At 40.5% G+C, this 16,420-nt stretch carries 9 protein-coding genes; 4 read left to right on the forward strand and 5 right to left on the reverse strand.

Going from position 1 to position 16,420, the window contains the following annotated elements; translation table 11 throughout:
• Positions 1 to 45 precede the first annotated feature (45 nt).
• The gene (locus LV83_RS18895) at positions 46 to 1,386 is read left to right on the forward strand and encodes a Gfo/Idh/MocA family protein (protein ID WP_111613127.1); all 1,341 of its coding nucleotides are present in this window, start codon (positions 46 to 48) and stop codon (positions 1,384 to 1,386) included.
• Positions 1,387 to 1,495: 109 nt separating this feature from the next.
• Here LV83_RS18895 and LV83_RS18900 read toward each other — a convergent pair whose 3' ends face one another.
• The 3 genes from LV83_RS18900 to LV83_RS18910 all read right to left on the reverse strand — a co-directional run bounded on the left by LV83_RS18900 (position 1,496) and on the right by LV83_RS18910 (position 3,253).
• Positions 1,496 to 1,900 carry a hypothetical protein gene (locus LV83_RS18900; protein WP_111613128.1) on the reverse strand — a complete coding sequence of 135 codons (405 nt, stop codon included), beginning with the start codon at positions 1,898 to 1,900 and terminating at the stop codon, positions 1,496 to 1,498.
• 37 nt (positions 1,901 to 1,937) lie between these two features.
• The gene (locus LV83_RS18905) at positions 1,938 to 2,444 is read right to left on the reverse strand and encodes a DUF937 domain-containing protein (RefSeq protein ID WP_146613762.1); all 507 of its coding nucleotides are present in this window, start codon (positions 2,442 to 2,444) and stop codon (positions 1,938 to 1,940) included.
• 137 nt (positions 2,445 to 2,581) lie between these two features.
• Positions 2,582 to 3,253: a CAP domain-containing protein gene (locus LV83_RS18910; RefSeq protein ID WP_111613130.1), complete on the reverse strand. Its 672-nt coding sequence runs from the start codon at positions 3,251 to 3,253 to the stop codon at positions 2,582 to 2,584.
• Positions 3,254 to 3,596: 343 nt separating this feature from the next.
• Here LV83_RS18910 and LV83_RS18915 point away from each other — a divergent pair, with 343 nt between their 5' ends.
• Both LV83_RS18915 and LV83_RS18920 read left to right on the forward strand, forming a co-directional pair.
• Positions 3,597 to 6,836, forward strand: coding sequence for a S41 family peptidase (locus LV83_RS18915; protein WP_111613131.1), 3,240 nt, complete (start codon positions 3,597 to 3,599; stop codon positions 6,834 to 6,836).
• Positions 6,837 to 7,231: 395 nt separating this feature from the next.
• Positions 7,232 to 12,574 carry a CHAT domain-containing protein gene (locus tag LV83_RS18920; protein WP_111613132.1) on the forward strand — a complete coding sequence of 1,781 codons (5,343 nt, stop codon included), beginning with the start codon at positions 7,232 to 7,234 and terminating at the stop codon, positions 12,572 to 12,574.
• A 4-nt stretch (positions 12,575 to 12,578) separates the two neighbouring features.
• Here LV83_RS18920 and LV83_RS18925 read toward each other — a convergent pair whose 3' ends face one another.
• Positions 12,579 to 14,132 carry a glycoside hydrolase family 99-like domain-containing protein gene (locus tag LV83_RS18925; protein WP_111613133.1) on the reverse strand — a complete coding sequence of 518 codons (1,554 nt, stop codon included), beginning with the start codon at positions 14,130 to 14,132 and terminating at the stop codon, positions 12,579 to 12,581.
• 70 nt (positions 14,133 to 14,202) lie between these two features.
• Positions 14,203 to 14,742, reverse strand: a complete 540-nt coding sequence (locus tag LV83_RS18930; RefSeq protein WP_111613134.1) for a GNAT family N-acetyltransferase — start codon at positions 14,740 to 14,742, stop codon at positions 14,203 to 14,205.
• Positions 14,743 to 15,266: 524 nt separating this feature from the next.
• On the opposite strand from LV83_RS18930, the gene LV83_RS18935 reads away from it, so the two are divergent.
• The coding region (locus LV83_RS18935; RefSeq protein WP_211320506.1) for a hypothetical protein at positions 15,267 to 16,420 on the forward strand (1,154 nt) is incomplete at its 3' end.

Below are 16,420 nucleotides of genomic sequence, written 5' to 3' on the forward strand. Positions count from 1 at the left end.
GATTATCTGCTCTTTTTTTGTCTTTACTCAATAACCCAAAATATTATGTCATCAAGAAGAAAATTTATCCAGAACACCATGTTACTGGGAGCAGGTTTGGGCATGCCTCAGATTCTAACTGCATCCGATTTTGGTCGCTTTACCAGAAAAATAAAGCCGTCCGATCAACTTAATTATGGCCTGATTGGCTGCAAGGGCATGGGCTGGTCCAATATGAATGCTCATCTCAAAATGCCGCAGGTGAATTGCGTTGCCTTGGCAGATGTGGATCAAAGCGTGCTAGATCAGAGGACAGAAGATGTGTTTAAGCTTCGGGGCACACGCCCAAAGCAATACAAAGATTATAGAAAGCTTTTAGAGGATCCGGATATTGATATTGTGATTGTTGGTACGCCAGATCACTGGCATTGCCTGATCATGTGTGACGCTGTATCTGCAGGGAAAAATGTCTATGTGGAAAAGCCAATTGCAAATACTATTGAAGAATGCCAGCTCATGGTAAAAGCCCAGGAGCGCTACGGCAAAGTGGTGCAAGTAGGGCAGTGGCAGCGATCGGGAACTCAATATGCTGAGGCGATTGATTATGTCAAATCCGGAAAACTAGGACAAATACGATTAGTGAAATGCTGGGCATATCAAGGCTGGATGAATCCGGTTCCGGTATTGCCAAATGGCCCAGCACCAGCAGGAGTAGATTATAAGATGTGGCTTGGCCCTGCTCCAGAGCGACCTTTCAACCCAAATCGTTTCCACTTCAATTTCCGCTGGTTTTGGGATTATGCAGGAGGATTGATGACTGACTGGGGAGTACATGAGATAGATATTGCATTGTATGCGATGGGTGTTTCTGCGCCCAAATCAGTAATGGCATCTGGAGGTAAATTCGCCTATCCAAATGATGCCTCTGAAACGCCTGATACTCTGCAAACTGTCTATGAATACGATGGCTTTAACATGCTCTGGGAGCATGCTACAGGGATTGATGGTGGAAATTATGGAACGACAGAAGGCATAGCTTTTATAGGAAATAATGCCACGCTAGTAGTAAATAGAGGAGGGTGGAAGGTGATTCCAGAAACTGAAACAGTAGATGGAAACAGGGTTCCAAAAGTAGAAGAAGTTCCACATACTAGAGGTGTTGGAATTGCTTTGGATTTACATGCTGTGAATTTCGTGGAGGCTGTTACTGCAAATGATCCAAGTCTTCTCAATTGTGCGATTCAGACTGGTAGTGTAGCAGCTATCAATGCCCAAATGGGAAATATTGCCTACAAGACTGGGGAGAAAGTATATTGGGATGCGACAAAAAATCAATTTACCTCATCCGCAGCCAATGACTTGATGAAGGCCCATTATCATAATGGCTGGGAATTGCCGAAGGTATAAAGTTGAAATACGAATGGCGAAATACGAACCCTTCGAAGAAATTCGGAGGGTTATTTCACCAAAAAAGCCATGGAAATTCCATGGCTTTTATATTTATATGTAATTCTTTCTAAAATGCCAGTGCAGCCAGTCCAAGTTTACTTTTCAGTGGGTTGATAGATTTCAGAATTTGTCCTGAATACTTTTTGAATAAATCGTTTCCTAATAAACTGGTCAGGAATTTTGTGCGGTTGTTCTTCAAGCCGAGAAAGCCCGCTTTCTTATCCTCATCAGACTTGCCGCTACTACTGATATCCATCAGCTGATCAACAAAGCTGGAATTGTTTTTAGTCAGCTTATCTTTTTGATCTGAATTAAGGTCAAGACCATCTGTGGAATTCAGTATTCCCAGTAATTGGGTGGAGAGGTCTATTTCAGGAAGATTCATTTTTGGCTTTACTATTTGAGCATTTACATTCGCACAAAGCACGAATAGAAGCGATAGGCCTAGAATAATCTTTAATTTGTTCATCATTGCGGTTCTATGATGGTATTTAATAATTGGACCAATTTTATTTGAATAGCCCCTTACCCAAGTCCATTAGTCCTCCCAAGTCCATTCCGCCGCTTCCGCCTTTTCCTCCACCCATAAGGGAACCAAGTAGGTCACCTGCATCAACTTTCCCCTTGCCTCCTTGAAGTGAAGAAACAATAGAGGACATGATGTCCCCATTATCTTGAGGAGCATCATTCACTCGTTTATTGAAGAAATTCATAATCATCGGCAACGCTGCAGCAGCTATACTCATAGCTTGTTCCTTAGAAATCCCCAGTTTGTCCATCAAATTTGCAGAAACATCTCCTTGAAGGTTATTGATCACCGAAGCTCCGGGAGAGGTTTCACTACCTGAAAACATCTCCTTAATAGCGCCCAGATCTCCTGAGGCAACCTGCTTTTGTACACTGGATGCGATCGACTCTTTAAGCACAGAGGCGGAATTTCCAGGTTGTTTTTGATCCATTCCAGCAAGCATTTCCTGAAGTGGACCCTCAGCCATATTTAACAATTGTTCTAACATGATTTTAAAAGTTTATTTCATGTAATTTCTAGAAATTGGAAAAGTAATCCAATTAAAAATTCAGAAAACACAAAGTGCTGTTTCCTTTTCTTGAGTTTTATTTAAAGAATATCAATCGCTTACCTATCAAAATAAGTTTAGTTTTTACTTCCGAAGCATTGTACTCCCATCAAATAAGGCACATTAAAAAACTCTCTGTTGTTGTAAACTTGGGAGCCGCAACCTAACTGATCGAAGCGGGGATTGAGTATGCTTTTCCTGTGGGAAGGTGAATTCATCCAAAGCTGCACGACTTCCCGTGCATAGCTTAAATAGGTATGGGGTAGTATAACTTCACGTCTATTATTTGCATAGGTGTACATTCCACCACTTCGAGGAATATTGATTTGCCTACCAGTTTGATATTGCAGACCAATACTTGAACTGATGTTTTCACCAATAAGCATGCGCTTCAAGCCTTCTCTTGAAAATCGTTCTCCAATTGTTTTCTTGCCTGAAACCCGACTGACATGGCTATAGAAGTTATAACTCACCATATCATTGGCGTGCTCGGAGGCTACTTTTTCTATCACTTCAGAATGCTCAAAAGGTTTCAAACCGTACTTTATTCGCTCTTCATTAGTCACAAAAAACATAGCTGCCTGTAAGAGTCCACGGTCAAGCTTTTTATAATTGATCGTTTGATTTACAGCCGCTAGTCGAAAAAACTGCTCAGGCGTAAAGCGTTTGTAATCAGTAGGAATCCATGTTTGCGCATGCAGGGAATGCGAAATAAGAAGAAGTAAAATCGAGAGAAATCGTAGCTTCAATTTGCCTGTTTTTTTGAAAATGTTTTGTAAATAAATCTTATCTCAAGACGAAAAATTCAGGCTAATATTTTATCAGAGGGATTGATTTGTTTGAATTCGAACAAAAAATCTGTACGATTATAAGACAGCCATATTTCAAGGTTTTTTCTTAGTATACTTTAAATCAATCACTTAAATTGACAATAGAAGTGATGGTACTATTTTTTCTGTATAGTACATTCTTTTCAATCAATACTTGCCATGTATTCAACCTTCGTTCCAACAACGAGAGTGCTTTATCTGGGCTTTAGGAGTTTTACAGCCATTTTAACCACATGATTTAAATCCAACTAGACACATACTTATGAGAAAATTCATCTTAGGCTTGTCAATTTTGACAGTCCCTTTTTTGAGTCAGGCGCAAACTGACGCCCGGCTGATGCAATTACCCGATGTCTCTGAGACCCAAATCACTTTCACCTACGGTGATGATATTTGGGTTGTTCCTAAGCAGGGAGGAGTAGCACAAAAACTCACTTCTCCAGCTGGTCCAGAGATGTATCCTAGATTTTCCCCGGATGGTAAGCAGATCGCATTTTCTGCAAATTACAATGGAAACTATGACGTTTATGTAATGCCAACATCCGGAGGCATACCCGAAAGACTGACCTACCACGGAATGCCAGATATGGTTCAAGGCTGGACTCCCGATGGTAAATCAGTGCTTTTTACCTCAGGTAGAGAAAGTGGCAAGGAGCGCTTTTCTCAGTTTTATACCGTTGCTGCTGCGGGTGGACTACCTACTAAACTGCCTGTTCCATATGGTGAGTTTGCCTCCTACTCTCCTGACGGAAAAAGGGTTGCCTACACTGATAAAAGCCGTGTCAATAGAAACTGGAAAAGGTACAGAGGTGGTACTGCACCGGATATTATGCTTTTCGACCTAGCTGGCTACAAAACAGAGAACATAACCAACAATCCTGCAAATGATGAACTGCCTATGTGGATGGGAGATGCAGTATTTTATATGTCTGATAATGGTCCAGAGAAAAGAAATAACCTTTGGAAATATGATCTGAAAACAAAGCAGAATACTCAGCTGACGGAGTTTAAGGACTTTGATATCACTTTCCCATCCAATAGCGATACCGAGATTGTATTCGAAGCTGGGGGAAGCTTGTATTTATATGATATTGCCTCGGGGCAGTCTAAACGTGTTGAAATCCAGATTATTTCGGATCAAAAGGCGATGATTCCAAAAATCGTGAATGTTGGGTCTGACTTGATGGCTGCTAGTCTTTCTCCTGACGGAAATCGCGTTATAGCTAACGCCCGCGGTGAGATTTTCAATTTGCCTGCAAAAGAAGGTTTCGTTACTAATCTTACTAATACTTCCGGAGTAGCGGAGAGATACCCAGAAATTGCTCCGGATGGTAAAAAAATAGCGTACTGGTCAGACGCTACTGGTGAGTATCAACTGACCATCAAGACACTGGCTGCAGACTCACAGACTAAAACACTGACCAAATTTACAGATGGCTTTGGGTATAATCTCTTTTGGTCACCCGATAGTAAAAAGATAGTGAGTGTCAACCAAGCTATGGAAGTGATGCTAATCGATGCCACTTCAGGGGCGGTTTCTATCATCGACCAAGGTAAATACATGTTTGAGGGAAACCTCCAAGGCTTTGGAGTAAGTTGGTCCCCAGACAGCAGATATATAGCCTATGGTTTATCCAAAATCAATCGTGCGACTTCTGCCATTTATGTTTATGATACGAAGAACTCAAAGCTTTCTCAAGCTACCTCAGGTTTCTATTCAGATCAAAGTCCAACATTTAGCGAGGATGGTAAATATCTCTTTTTTACAACCAATAGAAATTTTGATCCTCAGTACTCTGATATTGACAATACTTTCATCTATGCAAACACTTCTGGTGTCGCGGTAGGTACTTTAAATCAATCCATTGCTTCCCTGAATTCGCTTAAAAATGATGAGATCAAAGTGGATGAAGAGAAGTCTGAGAAGGATGATGATAAAGAGGATGAAAAAGAAGAAGAATCGACGGAGGTAGATTTTGAGATTTCGAACTTTGAAAAGCGCATAGAGATGCTTGATATTTCAACTGGGAATATAGGTTCATTGGCAGCTCTAAAAGGAAAACTTTTATACGTACGCTCACCAAATACAGGGGCTGGCGATGATTCCCAGAGTAGTTTACAGTTGTATGATTTTGAAGAAAAGGAATCAAAAACAGTGATCGATGGAGTAGGAGGGTTTACACTTTCTGCTAATCGGAAGAAAGTGATGGTTTTTGCCATGGGTAAAATCGCCGTAATTGATCCGGCGCCGGGGCAGAAAATAGAAGAAACAGTTCCACTTAACGAAATGCAAATGACTGTTGTGCCTGCTGAAGAATGGAAGCAGATTTTCAACGATGTATGGAGATTTGAGCGTGATTATTTTTACGACCCAACTATGCATGGCGTCGATTGGAATCAGATGCGCAAGCGCTACGGTGATTTAGTTGCCCAAGCTGGCTCTAGGCGGGATGTCAATATAATCATAGGTGATTTGATCGCTGAACTGAATGCTTCACATACCTATAATAATGGAGGAGATCTGGAATCTGGACCATCCATGTCTGTAGGATATTTAGGAGCTAATTTCAAACTTGAGAATGGAGCCTATAAAATTGAAAAAATAATCCAAGGCGCTCCTTGGGATGTAGAAGTGAGATCTCCGCTCCTGAAGCCTGGCTTGGAAGTCAAAGAAGGAGACTATTTACTCGCGATCAATGGCCAGCCAATCGATCCAACTAAATCGATTTATGCCGCACTTCAGGGATTAGCTGGTAAGACAGTACAGCTTACTGTCAATAGCTCAGCTTCAATGTCCGGTGCAAAGACGATTTTGGTGGAGCCTCTGGAATCTGAAGCTAGACTGAGAAATCTGGCATGGATCAATAACTTCCGACTGAGAGTAGAAGAGGCCACAGACGGAAGAATAGGGTACATCTTTGTGCCAAGCACTGGAGTTGATGGACAAAATGAACTCTTCCGCCAGTTCTATGGACAGCTGGAAAAAGAAGGAATGATCATAGATGAGCGCTTTAATAACGGCGGACAGATCCCAGATCGCTTCGTGGAGTTGCTGGATCGTGAGCCATTGGCATTCTGGGCAGTTCGGGACGGACAAGATTGGGCTTGGCCTCCATCTGGTAACTTTGGACCCAAAGTTATGTTGATCAATGGTTTTGCAGGCTCCGGCGGAGATGCTTTCCCTGATTACTTCAGAAAAAGAGAGATAGGTCCCTTGATCGGTACCCGTACCTGGGGAGGATTGATAGGGATCTCAGGTGCACCTAGCTTGATTGATGGTGGTTCCGTATCTGTACCAACTTTTAGAATGTACAATCCAGACGGTACTTGGTTCAAAGAAGGGCATGGAGTAGATCCAGACATTGAAGTGGTAGAAGATTTCGAAAGCCTGGCCAAGGGAACCGATGCGCAACTGGAAGCAGCCATCAAAGAAGTGATGCGCTTATTGAATAGTGAAGGGCGCTTTAAAGTACCGGCTCGACCGGCTTACGAAAAGCGTTAAGTTAAATCATTAACTAGTTGAAAAAACTCCCCTTGGACTAATTTCTGAGGGGAGTTTTATACGTTTTCTAGTGTAAGGGTCCAGCCCGGTTTTAGTATTGCTTTCCGGCAGAATATTGTATAAAGCTGATTGCAAATTCTATAGTTTGTTTTCGGCTATGTGCCAGATTATTTGGTCTTAATGATATTTTTAAGCTAATAAATTTTAATTTGTAGTGAGTTTTCAGATGAAGTTATGTCTTTATATCAAGTCATACTTTTATTAAATTTTTGAAAATTCAGAGGTGATTTTTTCTCATCTCTCGCTTACTGATCGGGCAAAATGCTAGGAGTTTAGCATCAATTGCTTTCCATTGTTAATAGAATATATCATCATTAAATTTATAATTTTTACCTATGGCTAAGTTAAAAATCAAGCTAAAAGGACAGGATCATTCTTCATTTCATTCCGGCGATGATAGTGGCTTCGAACTCTATCAATTTGCCCAGGCTTTCACCATAGAAAGTCCAACACGCGGGGATGTACCCGAGCAGGTTCTCGAACTTGATGAAAACCACATTGTTGAGTTTAATTTTGAGGATGAGACGGTCTGGATGGGGGATAACGAGACCATTAAAACTCTTTTTCCGCTAGAAGTAAAACGCTCTGCAGATGGAGATGAGCTCTATTTGCCAGATGAAATGGAGTCTGATGAGCAGGATAGAGGAGTATTCAAAAAGATAGGAATAAAGCTCCTGAAGGTCTTTGTGAAAAAGAAGATCATTCAACCAAAAATAAAGGAGCTGGCTAGAAATCTGGAGGATAAGCAATTGGCTTTTACCGGTGAGGATTTTAAGAAAGTCAGGCATGGTTTATTAATTGCCTGCTCTCCCGAAATCGAGCTAACGCCTCTCAAATTCAATAAGGAAAAAGAGGCTGATCTGGATGTGAAAAGTCGGCATTTGCTTTTGCTGCACGGTACTGGTTCATCTACTGTCGGTTCCTTTGGCGAATTAAAGGAATCAGATGAGTGGCAGAAATTGATTCAGAAATATGGCAAAGAGCATTTGATTGCTTTTCAGCATAGAACACTAACTACAAGCCCACTTGAGAATATTCTTGAACTGGTTTTGAGCCTTCCGTCTGGAATTCAATTGGATCTTTTGAGTCATTCCCGTGGTGGATTATTGGCTGATTTATTAGCGAGATTTTCTACAAGTTCGGAGGGGTTTGATGATATAGAGAAAGCCCTTTTAGACAAGCATGAACGAGCTTCTGATCTCAGCACAATCAAGGAGATCAGAGATATTCTCCAATCAAAAAAAATAACCATTCGTTCCATGGTTCGTGTTGCCAGTCCAGCCAATGGTACTACACTCGCCTCTAGTCGACTGAATATCTTCTTGAATGTCACGTTCAACTTGCTAGGCCTGGCGGTCGGTCATGTGGGCAACCCAATTTTTGTAGCATTCAAGGAGTTCATCATGGAGGCGGTCGCCTGCAAAGATGATGTGGATGTCTTGCCGGGTTTGGAAGCTATGAATCCCAAATCTCCTTTCATCAAGGCGATGAATTATCAGGCCTCTGACATTGAAATCAAGTTTCCACTATTCGTAGTGGGTGGCAGTAGCGAATTGAGTTTGAGTTTTAAGACGCTGGTGGTGATTTTGGGTAAGTTCTTCTTTATGAAGAAAAATGACCTGGTGGTTGATACGGAAAGTATGAAGTGGGGAGCAAGACGCGCCTCTGGAAATGTAGCAGTTTACATTCAGAAGAGTGGCGTCATCAATCACTTCAAATATTTTTCAAATCCCGATACTGTCAAAGCATTGGTCTCTGGTCTGTCTGCTGAAGTTGGGGATATTCCGGATAGTTTTGAATTGAAATTAGTTGATAAGGACAGAGGCGCAATAGAAATAGGAGTTTATAAAAAGGATCAGGTTTCAGGATCTCGACCTATCGCTATTGTGATTCCAGGCATTATGGGATCAAATATTGGCGAAAAGGATGAACTGCTTTGGATTAATTATTGGCGATTCCTGAAGGGTGAATTGACAGGCTTAGCTTACGATTCTGATTCTAAAAGTGGTCTATCCGCTCATTCCTTGATCAAAACCTCCTACGGTAATTTGGGGGATAAACTTTCTGAGACCTATGATATAGTTACATTTCAGTTTGATTGGAGAATTCCATTGAAGAAAAGTGCTGAAGATTTCAAGAATAAAATCGAGGAACTTCTAAGCTTTAATCAGCCCATTAAAATCGTGGCACATAGCATGGGAGGGGTGTTGGTCCGTGACTTTATTGTTTATCATAAAGAAACCTGGCAAAAGCTCAATGGCTCAACTGGCTTCCGAGCTGTGTTCTTAGGCTCACCTTTAGGAGGTTCCTATCGTATCCCTTATGTACTTTTTGGCAAGGATAGCTTGATCCAACTCTTAGGCAAAATCGATATCAGGCACTCGACCAAGGAGCTTTTGGAAGTGTTCTGTAATTTCCCAGGAATACTTAATCTCCTGCCGATCAGCAATAATAATAGACATGATTTCTCTGATAGAAATTTATGGGAGCGAATGCGTGCCGCTTCAGGAGATGACTCCTGGCCAATACCTTCGGCTAAAGTCCTGGAAGAATTTGGTAAGCATCAAAAAGTCGTCCTAGAGAATGTTGATACGATTGATTACTCGAATATTACTTACATCGCAGGGCAAAGCGGCAAGAAAAGCTTCACTATTTCCAATTTGGATATTGAGGATGGGGAGTTGGTATTCTATGCCACGAATGCAGGAGATGAGAGTGTAACTTGGATGTCAGGGATTCCAAAGCCTTTTCACGATAAGAACCAAGTTTACTATGCTAATGTGACGCATGGCGGACTTTCTAAGGAGCGGAACCTCTTTGCTGCCATTGAAGATTTGTTGATTTTTGGCAGTACAAAAAGACTTCAAAATAGCCTTCCTAAAACTCGGGGTGAAGAAAAGGACTTTGCTCCCTCAGAAACTGAGGTATTTGATATCAGCGAGGAGAACGTGTTGAACACTATTTTGGGAATAGAAGAGGTTGCCGAAAAATGGCAGGAAGAAAAACCAATTTTGGTAAACGTGAGCCATGGAGATTTGAAATATGCCAAATATCCTGTGTTGGCTGGGCATTTTGAGTTTGATGCTATTCTCACCACAGAACTTGCGATTGACCGCCAACTTGATGGTGAGCTTGCCAGATTACACGGATTAGGCTTGTATCCAGGTCCAATTGGCACCAATCAGATTATTCTAAATGAAAATTTCACCAAATCATCCTTTAAAGGTGGTATAATCATAGGTTTAGGCGTTCCTGGAGAACTATCAGGATTTGCCTTGATGAATTCGGTGGAGAAAGGCGTAGCCCGATACCTAACTATAAAAAAGGGCAATACCGATGTTCAGAGTGATGGGACTAGTGCTGCGACTACCGGGATATCAGTGATAGCTATTGCAAATGCTTATGGAGGATTGTCCACTGAGAGTTCTATTCGAGCGATTATTTTAGGTATTCAGCGTGCAAATAGAAATATTAAGTCAGTATATAAGGGGAAGATAAAAGGCATTGAAGAGGTAGAAATTATCGAAATATTCAATGATAAAGCCTTGTCTATTTTGAAAACCATCCAGCGCTTGGAAGTGGATGATAGCAAAGAGTTTAATGTGGCTTTCAAAGACAAGGGACTGAATTACAAACTAGGCAGACGTTGGAGGATTCCTTATGAAAATACAAAGGACTGGTGGACTCGAGTGAGTGTTTCCCATGAATTAAAAATCAAGGATCAGGATGAAGTAGAAGAAGCAATCCGAATGTCGATCGCTTCAAACGGGGCAAGTGAAAAGGTGGAGTTTATGCCGGCAAACGATAAGACTTTGGAGGTCTTGCTCAAGCGAATGACCTTGGAAAACCAATATTCTCCAGAAATAGCCAAAACGATGTTTGAACTTTTGATTCCTTATGACTTTAAGGAAGAAGTGAAGCGACTAAATAATGTCTCCTGGATATTGGATCTGCCTTCTGCAGAATATCCTTGGGAAATGATACAGGAAGACGTCGATGCTGTACCGCTGTGTGTGCATACAGGGATGATTCGTCAGTTGACCAGCATGCAATTCCGTAAAAAAATAGCAAGAGTCACCGAAAAATCAGCTCTAGTGGTCGGAGATCCTGTTCTGGATAAGTTTATGCCACAGCTTCCAGGAGCCAAACGTGAAGCAGAAGCTGTTGTCAATATTCTTAAGAAAAACGATTATCAAGTCCAGAGTTTGATTAGTAGCAATGCATCTGATATTATCCTGAAGCTTTTTTCCAAAAACCATAAAATCATTCATCTCGCTGGACATGGAGTATTCAAACATGGTCCAAATCGCTCTACTGGAATGGTCATCGGCAATGATACCTTTTTGACTCCTGCTCAAGTTGCAGGAATGAGTTCTTCGGCTGAATTGGTTTTTGTGAATTGCTGCTACCTAGGATTGATGGATAGAGGTTCGGAAGAAATAAGTCAGTATAGGAATAAATTTGCTGCAAATATTGGTACCCAGCTAATCAACAATGGAGCTCGAGCAGTAATCGTAGCAGGCTGGGCAGTGGATGACGCAGCGGCATTGGAATTCTCTAAACAGTTCTATGAAAATATGTTTGAAGGACTGGGATTCGGAGAGGCAGTAAAGCGGGCAAGGAAGGTGATTTATCAGGATTATGGTCGCAGAACAAATACTTGGGGCGCTTTTCAATGTTACGGAGACCCATTTTATAAGCTTTCTGAGGAAGGGGTTTGGAGAAATAGCGACGATGAACTGCTGGTTTGTGAGGAAGTAGAAATTGAACTTCAGAATACGCTGGAGTCAATGGATGCAAATGAGTATAATCCTAATGGAGTGCTTAATAGACTGGATTCTATTTTTGAAAAAATGCAAAGCAGGAATATGCTCAATGATAGAATTCATGAGCTATCTGCGACTATTTATGCGGGCTTGCAGGAGTATGAGAAATCATGTAATTGCTATGAAAAGCTATTAAAATCCAAGAAATCTACATTCACAATTAAGAGTTTTGAGCGGTATTGTAATACACTTGCAAAGCTTACCCTTCACCAATTTGGATTGAAGAAGATCGGGCAAAAAGAAGCTGTGAAAATGATCGATAAAGTCATTGAGGATCTAGGGGGCTTGGCCAAGCATTTTGGCGAAAGTGCAGAGCGGTGGAGTTTGATTGGAAGCGCACATAAACGAAAAATGCATATTCTCGGGGATGCCTCAACAGAAGAATTGATGAAAGCCATGTCTGATTCAATGGAGGCTTATAAGCAAGCAAGCAAAATCTCAGGCTATTCTGATGCTTATCCCCTTACTAATTGGTTGACGCTCAAAAGGCTCCATCTTTTACTACAAGGGAAAAGTGGGTTAAAGGATATTGACTTGGATGCTAGAAAGGCAATTCAAAAAATCTATGATGAATTAAAAGCAAGTGAAGCAAAGTCAGATGATTTCTGGAAAATGGCTCATTTTGTAAATATCATGTTAACTCAGTTTATTTTGGGAATTTCCGATGCTAAAAAAGAAGATATCATAAATGAATACTTGAAGCTTTGGAAGCTTGCGGGCAATAAAGGTCAGAAAATGGCTGAGTTAGAGCATTTTGAAATAATCAGCTCGGTCTTGGATAAGATAAAATCTGAAGACAAAATGAAGGCTGATTTCAGTGAAATTATGAAAAAGCTAGAAGAAGCTCTTTAGCATCTTACTTTCCAAAAACTGATTGTATTGCCTCTAGGTAATCAAATCCATGACCTTCTGTGGGTTCTATGTAGTTACCTTCCAAATATTCGTTCCAGCAGCAAACCATCACTGTGTTTCCGTTGCTGGAACGATATTTTTTTGAAGTCTGCTGCGCATCTTTAAGCATGGCAGTGAAGGAATTTTTATCACTGTGAACACGATCTTTTTGTGGCTCACTTGGGAATCCAGAAGGTTGTGGCCAAGTACCTCCTGCAGGTCGCATATCCCAGCCCATGGCCGTTGGGACCTGGTATTCGAAGTTCGGGTCGTTTTTGAATTTCTCACTCCACATGTTCCAATGCCCTTTGTAAGTCTCCCGCATATCAGCAAAGGACTTGTTGTCCTTGTTCATGAAATTGTGGTACACATAAGCCGTCATTCCTTCAAAACCCATGCTTTTCAGTCTAGGGACATATTCCTGGAGCAATTGCTTTTTCTGATAAGTCCCACCTTCCCAAGGTTTCTGAGGATTGTTGGCTTTCCACTGGGTAGGAAGCCCATAAATCCGCTCATTTTCAAGCATAGGTCCCGCCATTACAGCAATAAACTTAATCCCTGGCAAACCAGCATTTTTGGCAGTTTTCTGAGATAGATCCAGAAGATCTTTCAGTTTTAGTCCGTAATAAGCAGCGCGAGCCTCAGCGTCTTGTGGGAAATAGAAGTAGACGATAGGTCGACCATCTTTTTCTTTCAAGTAATCTCCTCTACCAAAGTATTGATCTATCCAGAGTAGGGTGATTTTCTCATGTACTTTTAGGTAAAGTTTCTTGTCAGGCTTTTCCCCTGGATAATTTGCCTTGCGTGCTAATTCTTCAGGAGCCCCGATTTTGAGCCAAGCCATCCAGCGCTCGTCACTGTCATCACACCAGTTCAGTGCCCATTTCATTTGCTTTTCTTTCGGTAGGCTTGCATTGACTTTCAGCATGACTTCAAGTTGATCGCCCCATTCCACTAAGCCAGGAACTGCCACACGTCCAGAAATAGTAGCATCTGTTTTCCAGCCTTTGGGATAGTAGATTTTTGACTGTGGCGCAAAGTCTAAGTGGTAATAATAATTCCTGCCAAAAAACCAGTCGTATGCAAAAAAGTCAATTCCGTAGCTTTTCATGTACTCCAGCTGTTTTCTGATGACTTCCGGATCATCTCTTTTGTAAAAGCCTTTCAATTCCTTGATTGGTTTTCTATCTAAATAAGGGCCTTCGTAGGGATAGTTTTCATTGTAAATCCTTCCTTTTGGCCCCCAAATACCTGGATTTTGTAAGCTTGAACAATCGCCTCGGCCAGTAAGACAGGACCAGAAACTATCCCTATCTAAAGTTGGATCAGGCGAGGTGTTCCATGAAGGCATGAAAAAGACACCTACTTGTTCATCATCTTCAGCTACACTTGCTTGCTTGGTGAAGCTGGCAAAACTTGCTAATTGGCTTTGGGGAACTTCTGTGTTTTCTTTAGCTAAAAAAATAACTAATGCTGCAATAATGATAGCCAGAAGAGAGTAGAGAGCAGATTTTAGCATGGTTGCTTTTTTTTATAATAACTCATTCTCCCAAGAATTTAAAACTGAATAAAGGGCTACAATTTCAAAATCAGGTCAATGTTTTCCTTAAAATCTGAATACCTCTGTATTTAGGAAGGAGCTTTTGGTAATCAAGATGGTAGGTAAAAAGCCACTCAAAGCCCATTTTTCTATAGAATGTTTGTGCTTGCAATTGTGTGTCCATTACTTCCAGCCACATGTACTTTAGGCCTCTCTCTCTGGCGATAGACTCAACTCGCTTCATGATTTGAGCTGCAACTCCCTTCCCCTGATATTCTTTACTGATATAAATTCTATGCAGTTTTAGTGAATCCGGAAAATCTATGAAGTCGGGAGATTCTGGATAATTGTACTTTAGAATGCCAATTTTCCATCCGTCATAGAGCAAAAAATAGTAATGACTTCTTGGGTCATCCAAATCTTTTTTGAAGACTGCAGGATTATACATTTGTTGTAGATACCATTCGCCAGTGTCAGACCAGATATGTTTGTAAGATGGGATATAGATTTCACGCATCAATTCAATTAGCTCCGGTTGATCGGCTGCCGTAAGTTTTTGAATGCTGATATCTTTAGTTAGTTTAATCATCGAATTGGCGAGAAGTAGGTGATCTGATTAGAATGAACTCTGATTTTTGGTGATTGGTACAGGTCAATTCTTATTCAAAGAAATGTATTTTGAAGTTCTTGCCAAAATAAATTTAAAGAGATTTCAGATGTATAAGTAAAGCTGTATATATCCCTATATAGGATACTGGTTTTAGATTAATTTAGGGGATATCCGGTTCCATTTCGGAGCAGTTTTTTAGTGTTTCGAAGTTTTAATTTTGGGTGCAGTCGGAGGATAGTAGTTGTTATAATTTCTTTTTTTGAATTTCAAATTATCCACTGGTAAAAATATTTGTTAGTCGAAATTTGCCATTAGTACAACAAATGAAATGAAAAGCAAAAAATATTATGTGTAAAACATAATATCGCTTTTAAAACATAATTTTTTTTATTAGTTATGTGGTTGTAAACCATTTATAATCCTAGTTGAGCTTTTGAGGTATTGTGATTTTTAGTAAGTGAAGTGAATCAATAGCTTGGTTGAGATTTTTTACAAAATAGCCTATGAAAAATTTCTACAATTCCTCGATTATTGGAATTCTGAGTCTGTCTTTCCTGCTTTTTTTCGGGAATTCATTTTCAGTTATCGCCCAAAGTGGTTCTGTATTCGTTACGACCGACAAAAATGATTACCCCCCTGGTGCAACTGTTTTAATTTCGGGTTATGGTTTTTGGCCTGAAGAGACAGTTTCTTTACAAATCACCCATTATGATGATTGGGGAGATAATTCTGCTGAAGTTCATCAACCTTGGATTATAAGTTCTGATGGTCAGGGAAATATTTCCTCATCGTGGTATATCCCAACTGACCAAGACGAATTTGGAGCTACTTTATTGCTAACTGCAATTGGTTCTTTAAGCGGGGAGAAAGCAGAATGGTTATTTACTGATAATGGTAATTTCTCTTACACTACTACTCCTGGCAAATATGCTTCGTTGTCTACAACAGCAGGGGCAATTAACAGTTCAACGCTTAGCGTTGATGTTGAATCTCCAAAAAATAATGGAACATTCACCGTTTCTTTAAGCTTCTCAAATCAAAGTGGTACCACAATTGGGATTGGTTCGGGTTCTGGCCAGATTAATTTAACTAGCATCTCTAATTCTTTTGAAACAGGTGGGCCGAATGGACCTGTTGTAACAAAATCTTTTCCTGTTTCAGTTGCAGTTGGCTCAAGTGTTCCTAATGGTACATATCAGTTTCAGGCTATAGCAATTTCAAGTACTGGTGATCCTACTAACAATAAGGAATGGAAATTTGATGTGATTGTTGGATCTGGAAGCACAGGTGGATCTATTGGTTCTGTTTTAATTGGTACTCAAAGTAATATTGTTACCTATGGGACTTCAACAACTACAAGTTACAGCATTACTTCTGCAAGAGGTTCTAATGGAAATGTTAATGGAACATATTCTGTTTCAGGATTACCTCCTGGAGTTACTAGTGTTTTTTCTTTAGTAAATTTCAATTCAACAGGTTCTGATCTATTTCCAGGGACTAATTTAGAATTAACCGTTCCTAATGATTTGGATGCTGGTTCTTACGATTTTTCAGTTACACTTTCGGACGGAGGAAGTTTAGCGTCTACTATTGGAACTTTGGTAGTTTCAAAAAAGAATTTAGCAGTAACTGCGGTAACTGGTGACATCACTTACGG

Origin of the sequence: Algoriphagus yeomjeoni (genome assembly GCF_003259505.1) — a bacterium.
Taxonomy (GTDB): Bacteria; Bacteroidota; Bacteroidia; order Cytophagales; family Cyclobacteriaceae; genus Algoriphagus; species Algoriphagus yeomjeoni.

Coding starts and splice junctions, on each gene's coding strand:
- LV83_RS18930 (WP_111613134.1), bottom strand. CDS start 14,742: ATGATTAAACTAACTAAAGATATCAGCATTCAAAAACTTACGGCAGCC.
- LV83_RS18895 (WP_111613127.1), top strand. CDS start 46: ATGTCATCAAGAAGAAAATTTATCCAGAACACCATGTTACTGGGAGCA.
- LV83_RS18915 (WP_111613131.1), top strand. CDS start 3,597: ATGAGAAAATTCATCTTAGGCTTGTCAATTTTGACAGTCCCTTTTTTG.
- LV83_RS18925 (WP_111613133.1), bottom strand. CDS start 14,132: ATGCTAAAATCTGCTCTCTACTCTCTTCTGGCTATCATTATTGCAGCA.
- LV83_RS18920 (WP_111613132.1), top strand. CDS start 7,232: ATGGCTAAGTTAAAAATCAAGCTAAAAGGACAGGATCATTCTTCATTT.
- LV83_RS18905 (WP_146613762.1), bottom strand. CDS start 2,444: ATGTTAGAACAATTGTTAAATATGGCTGAGGGTCCACTTCAGGAAATG.
- LV83_RS18900 (WP_111613128.1), bottom strand. CDS start 1,900: ATGATGAACAAATTAAAGATTATTCTAGGCCTATCGCTTCTATTCGTG.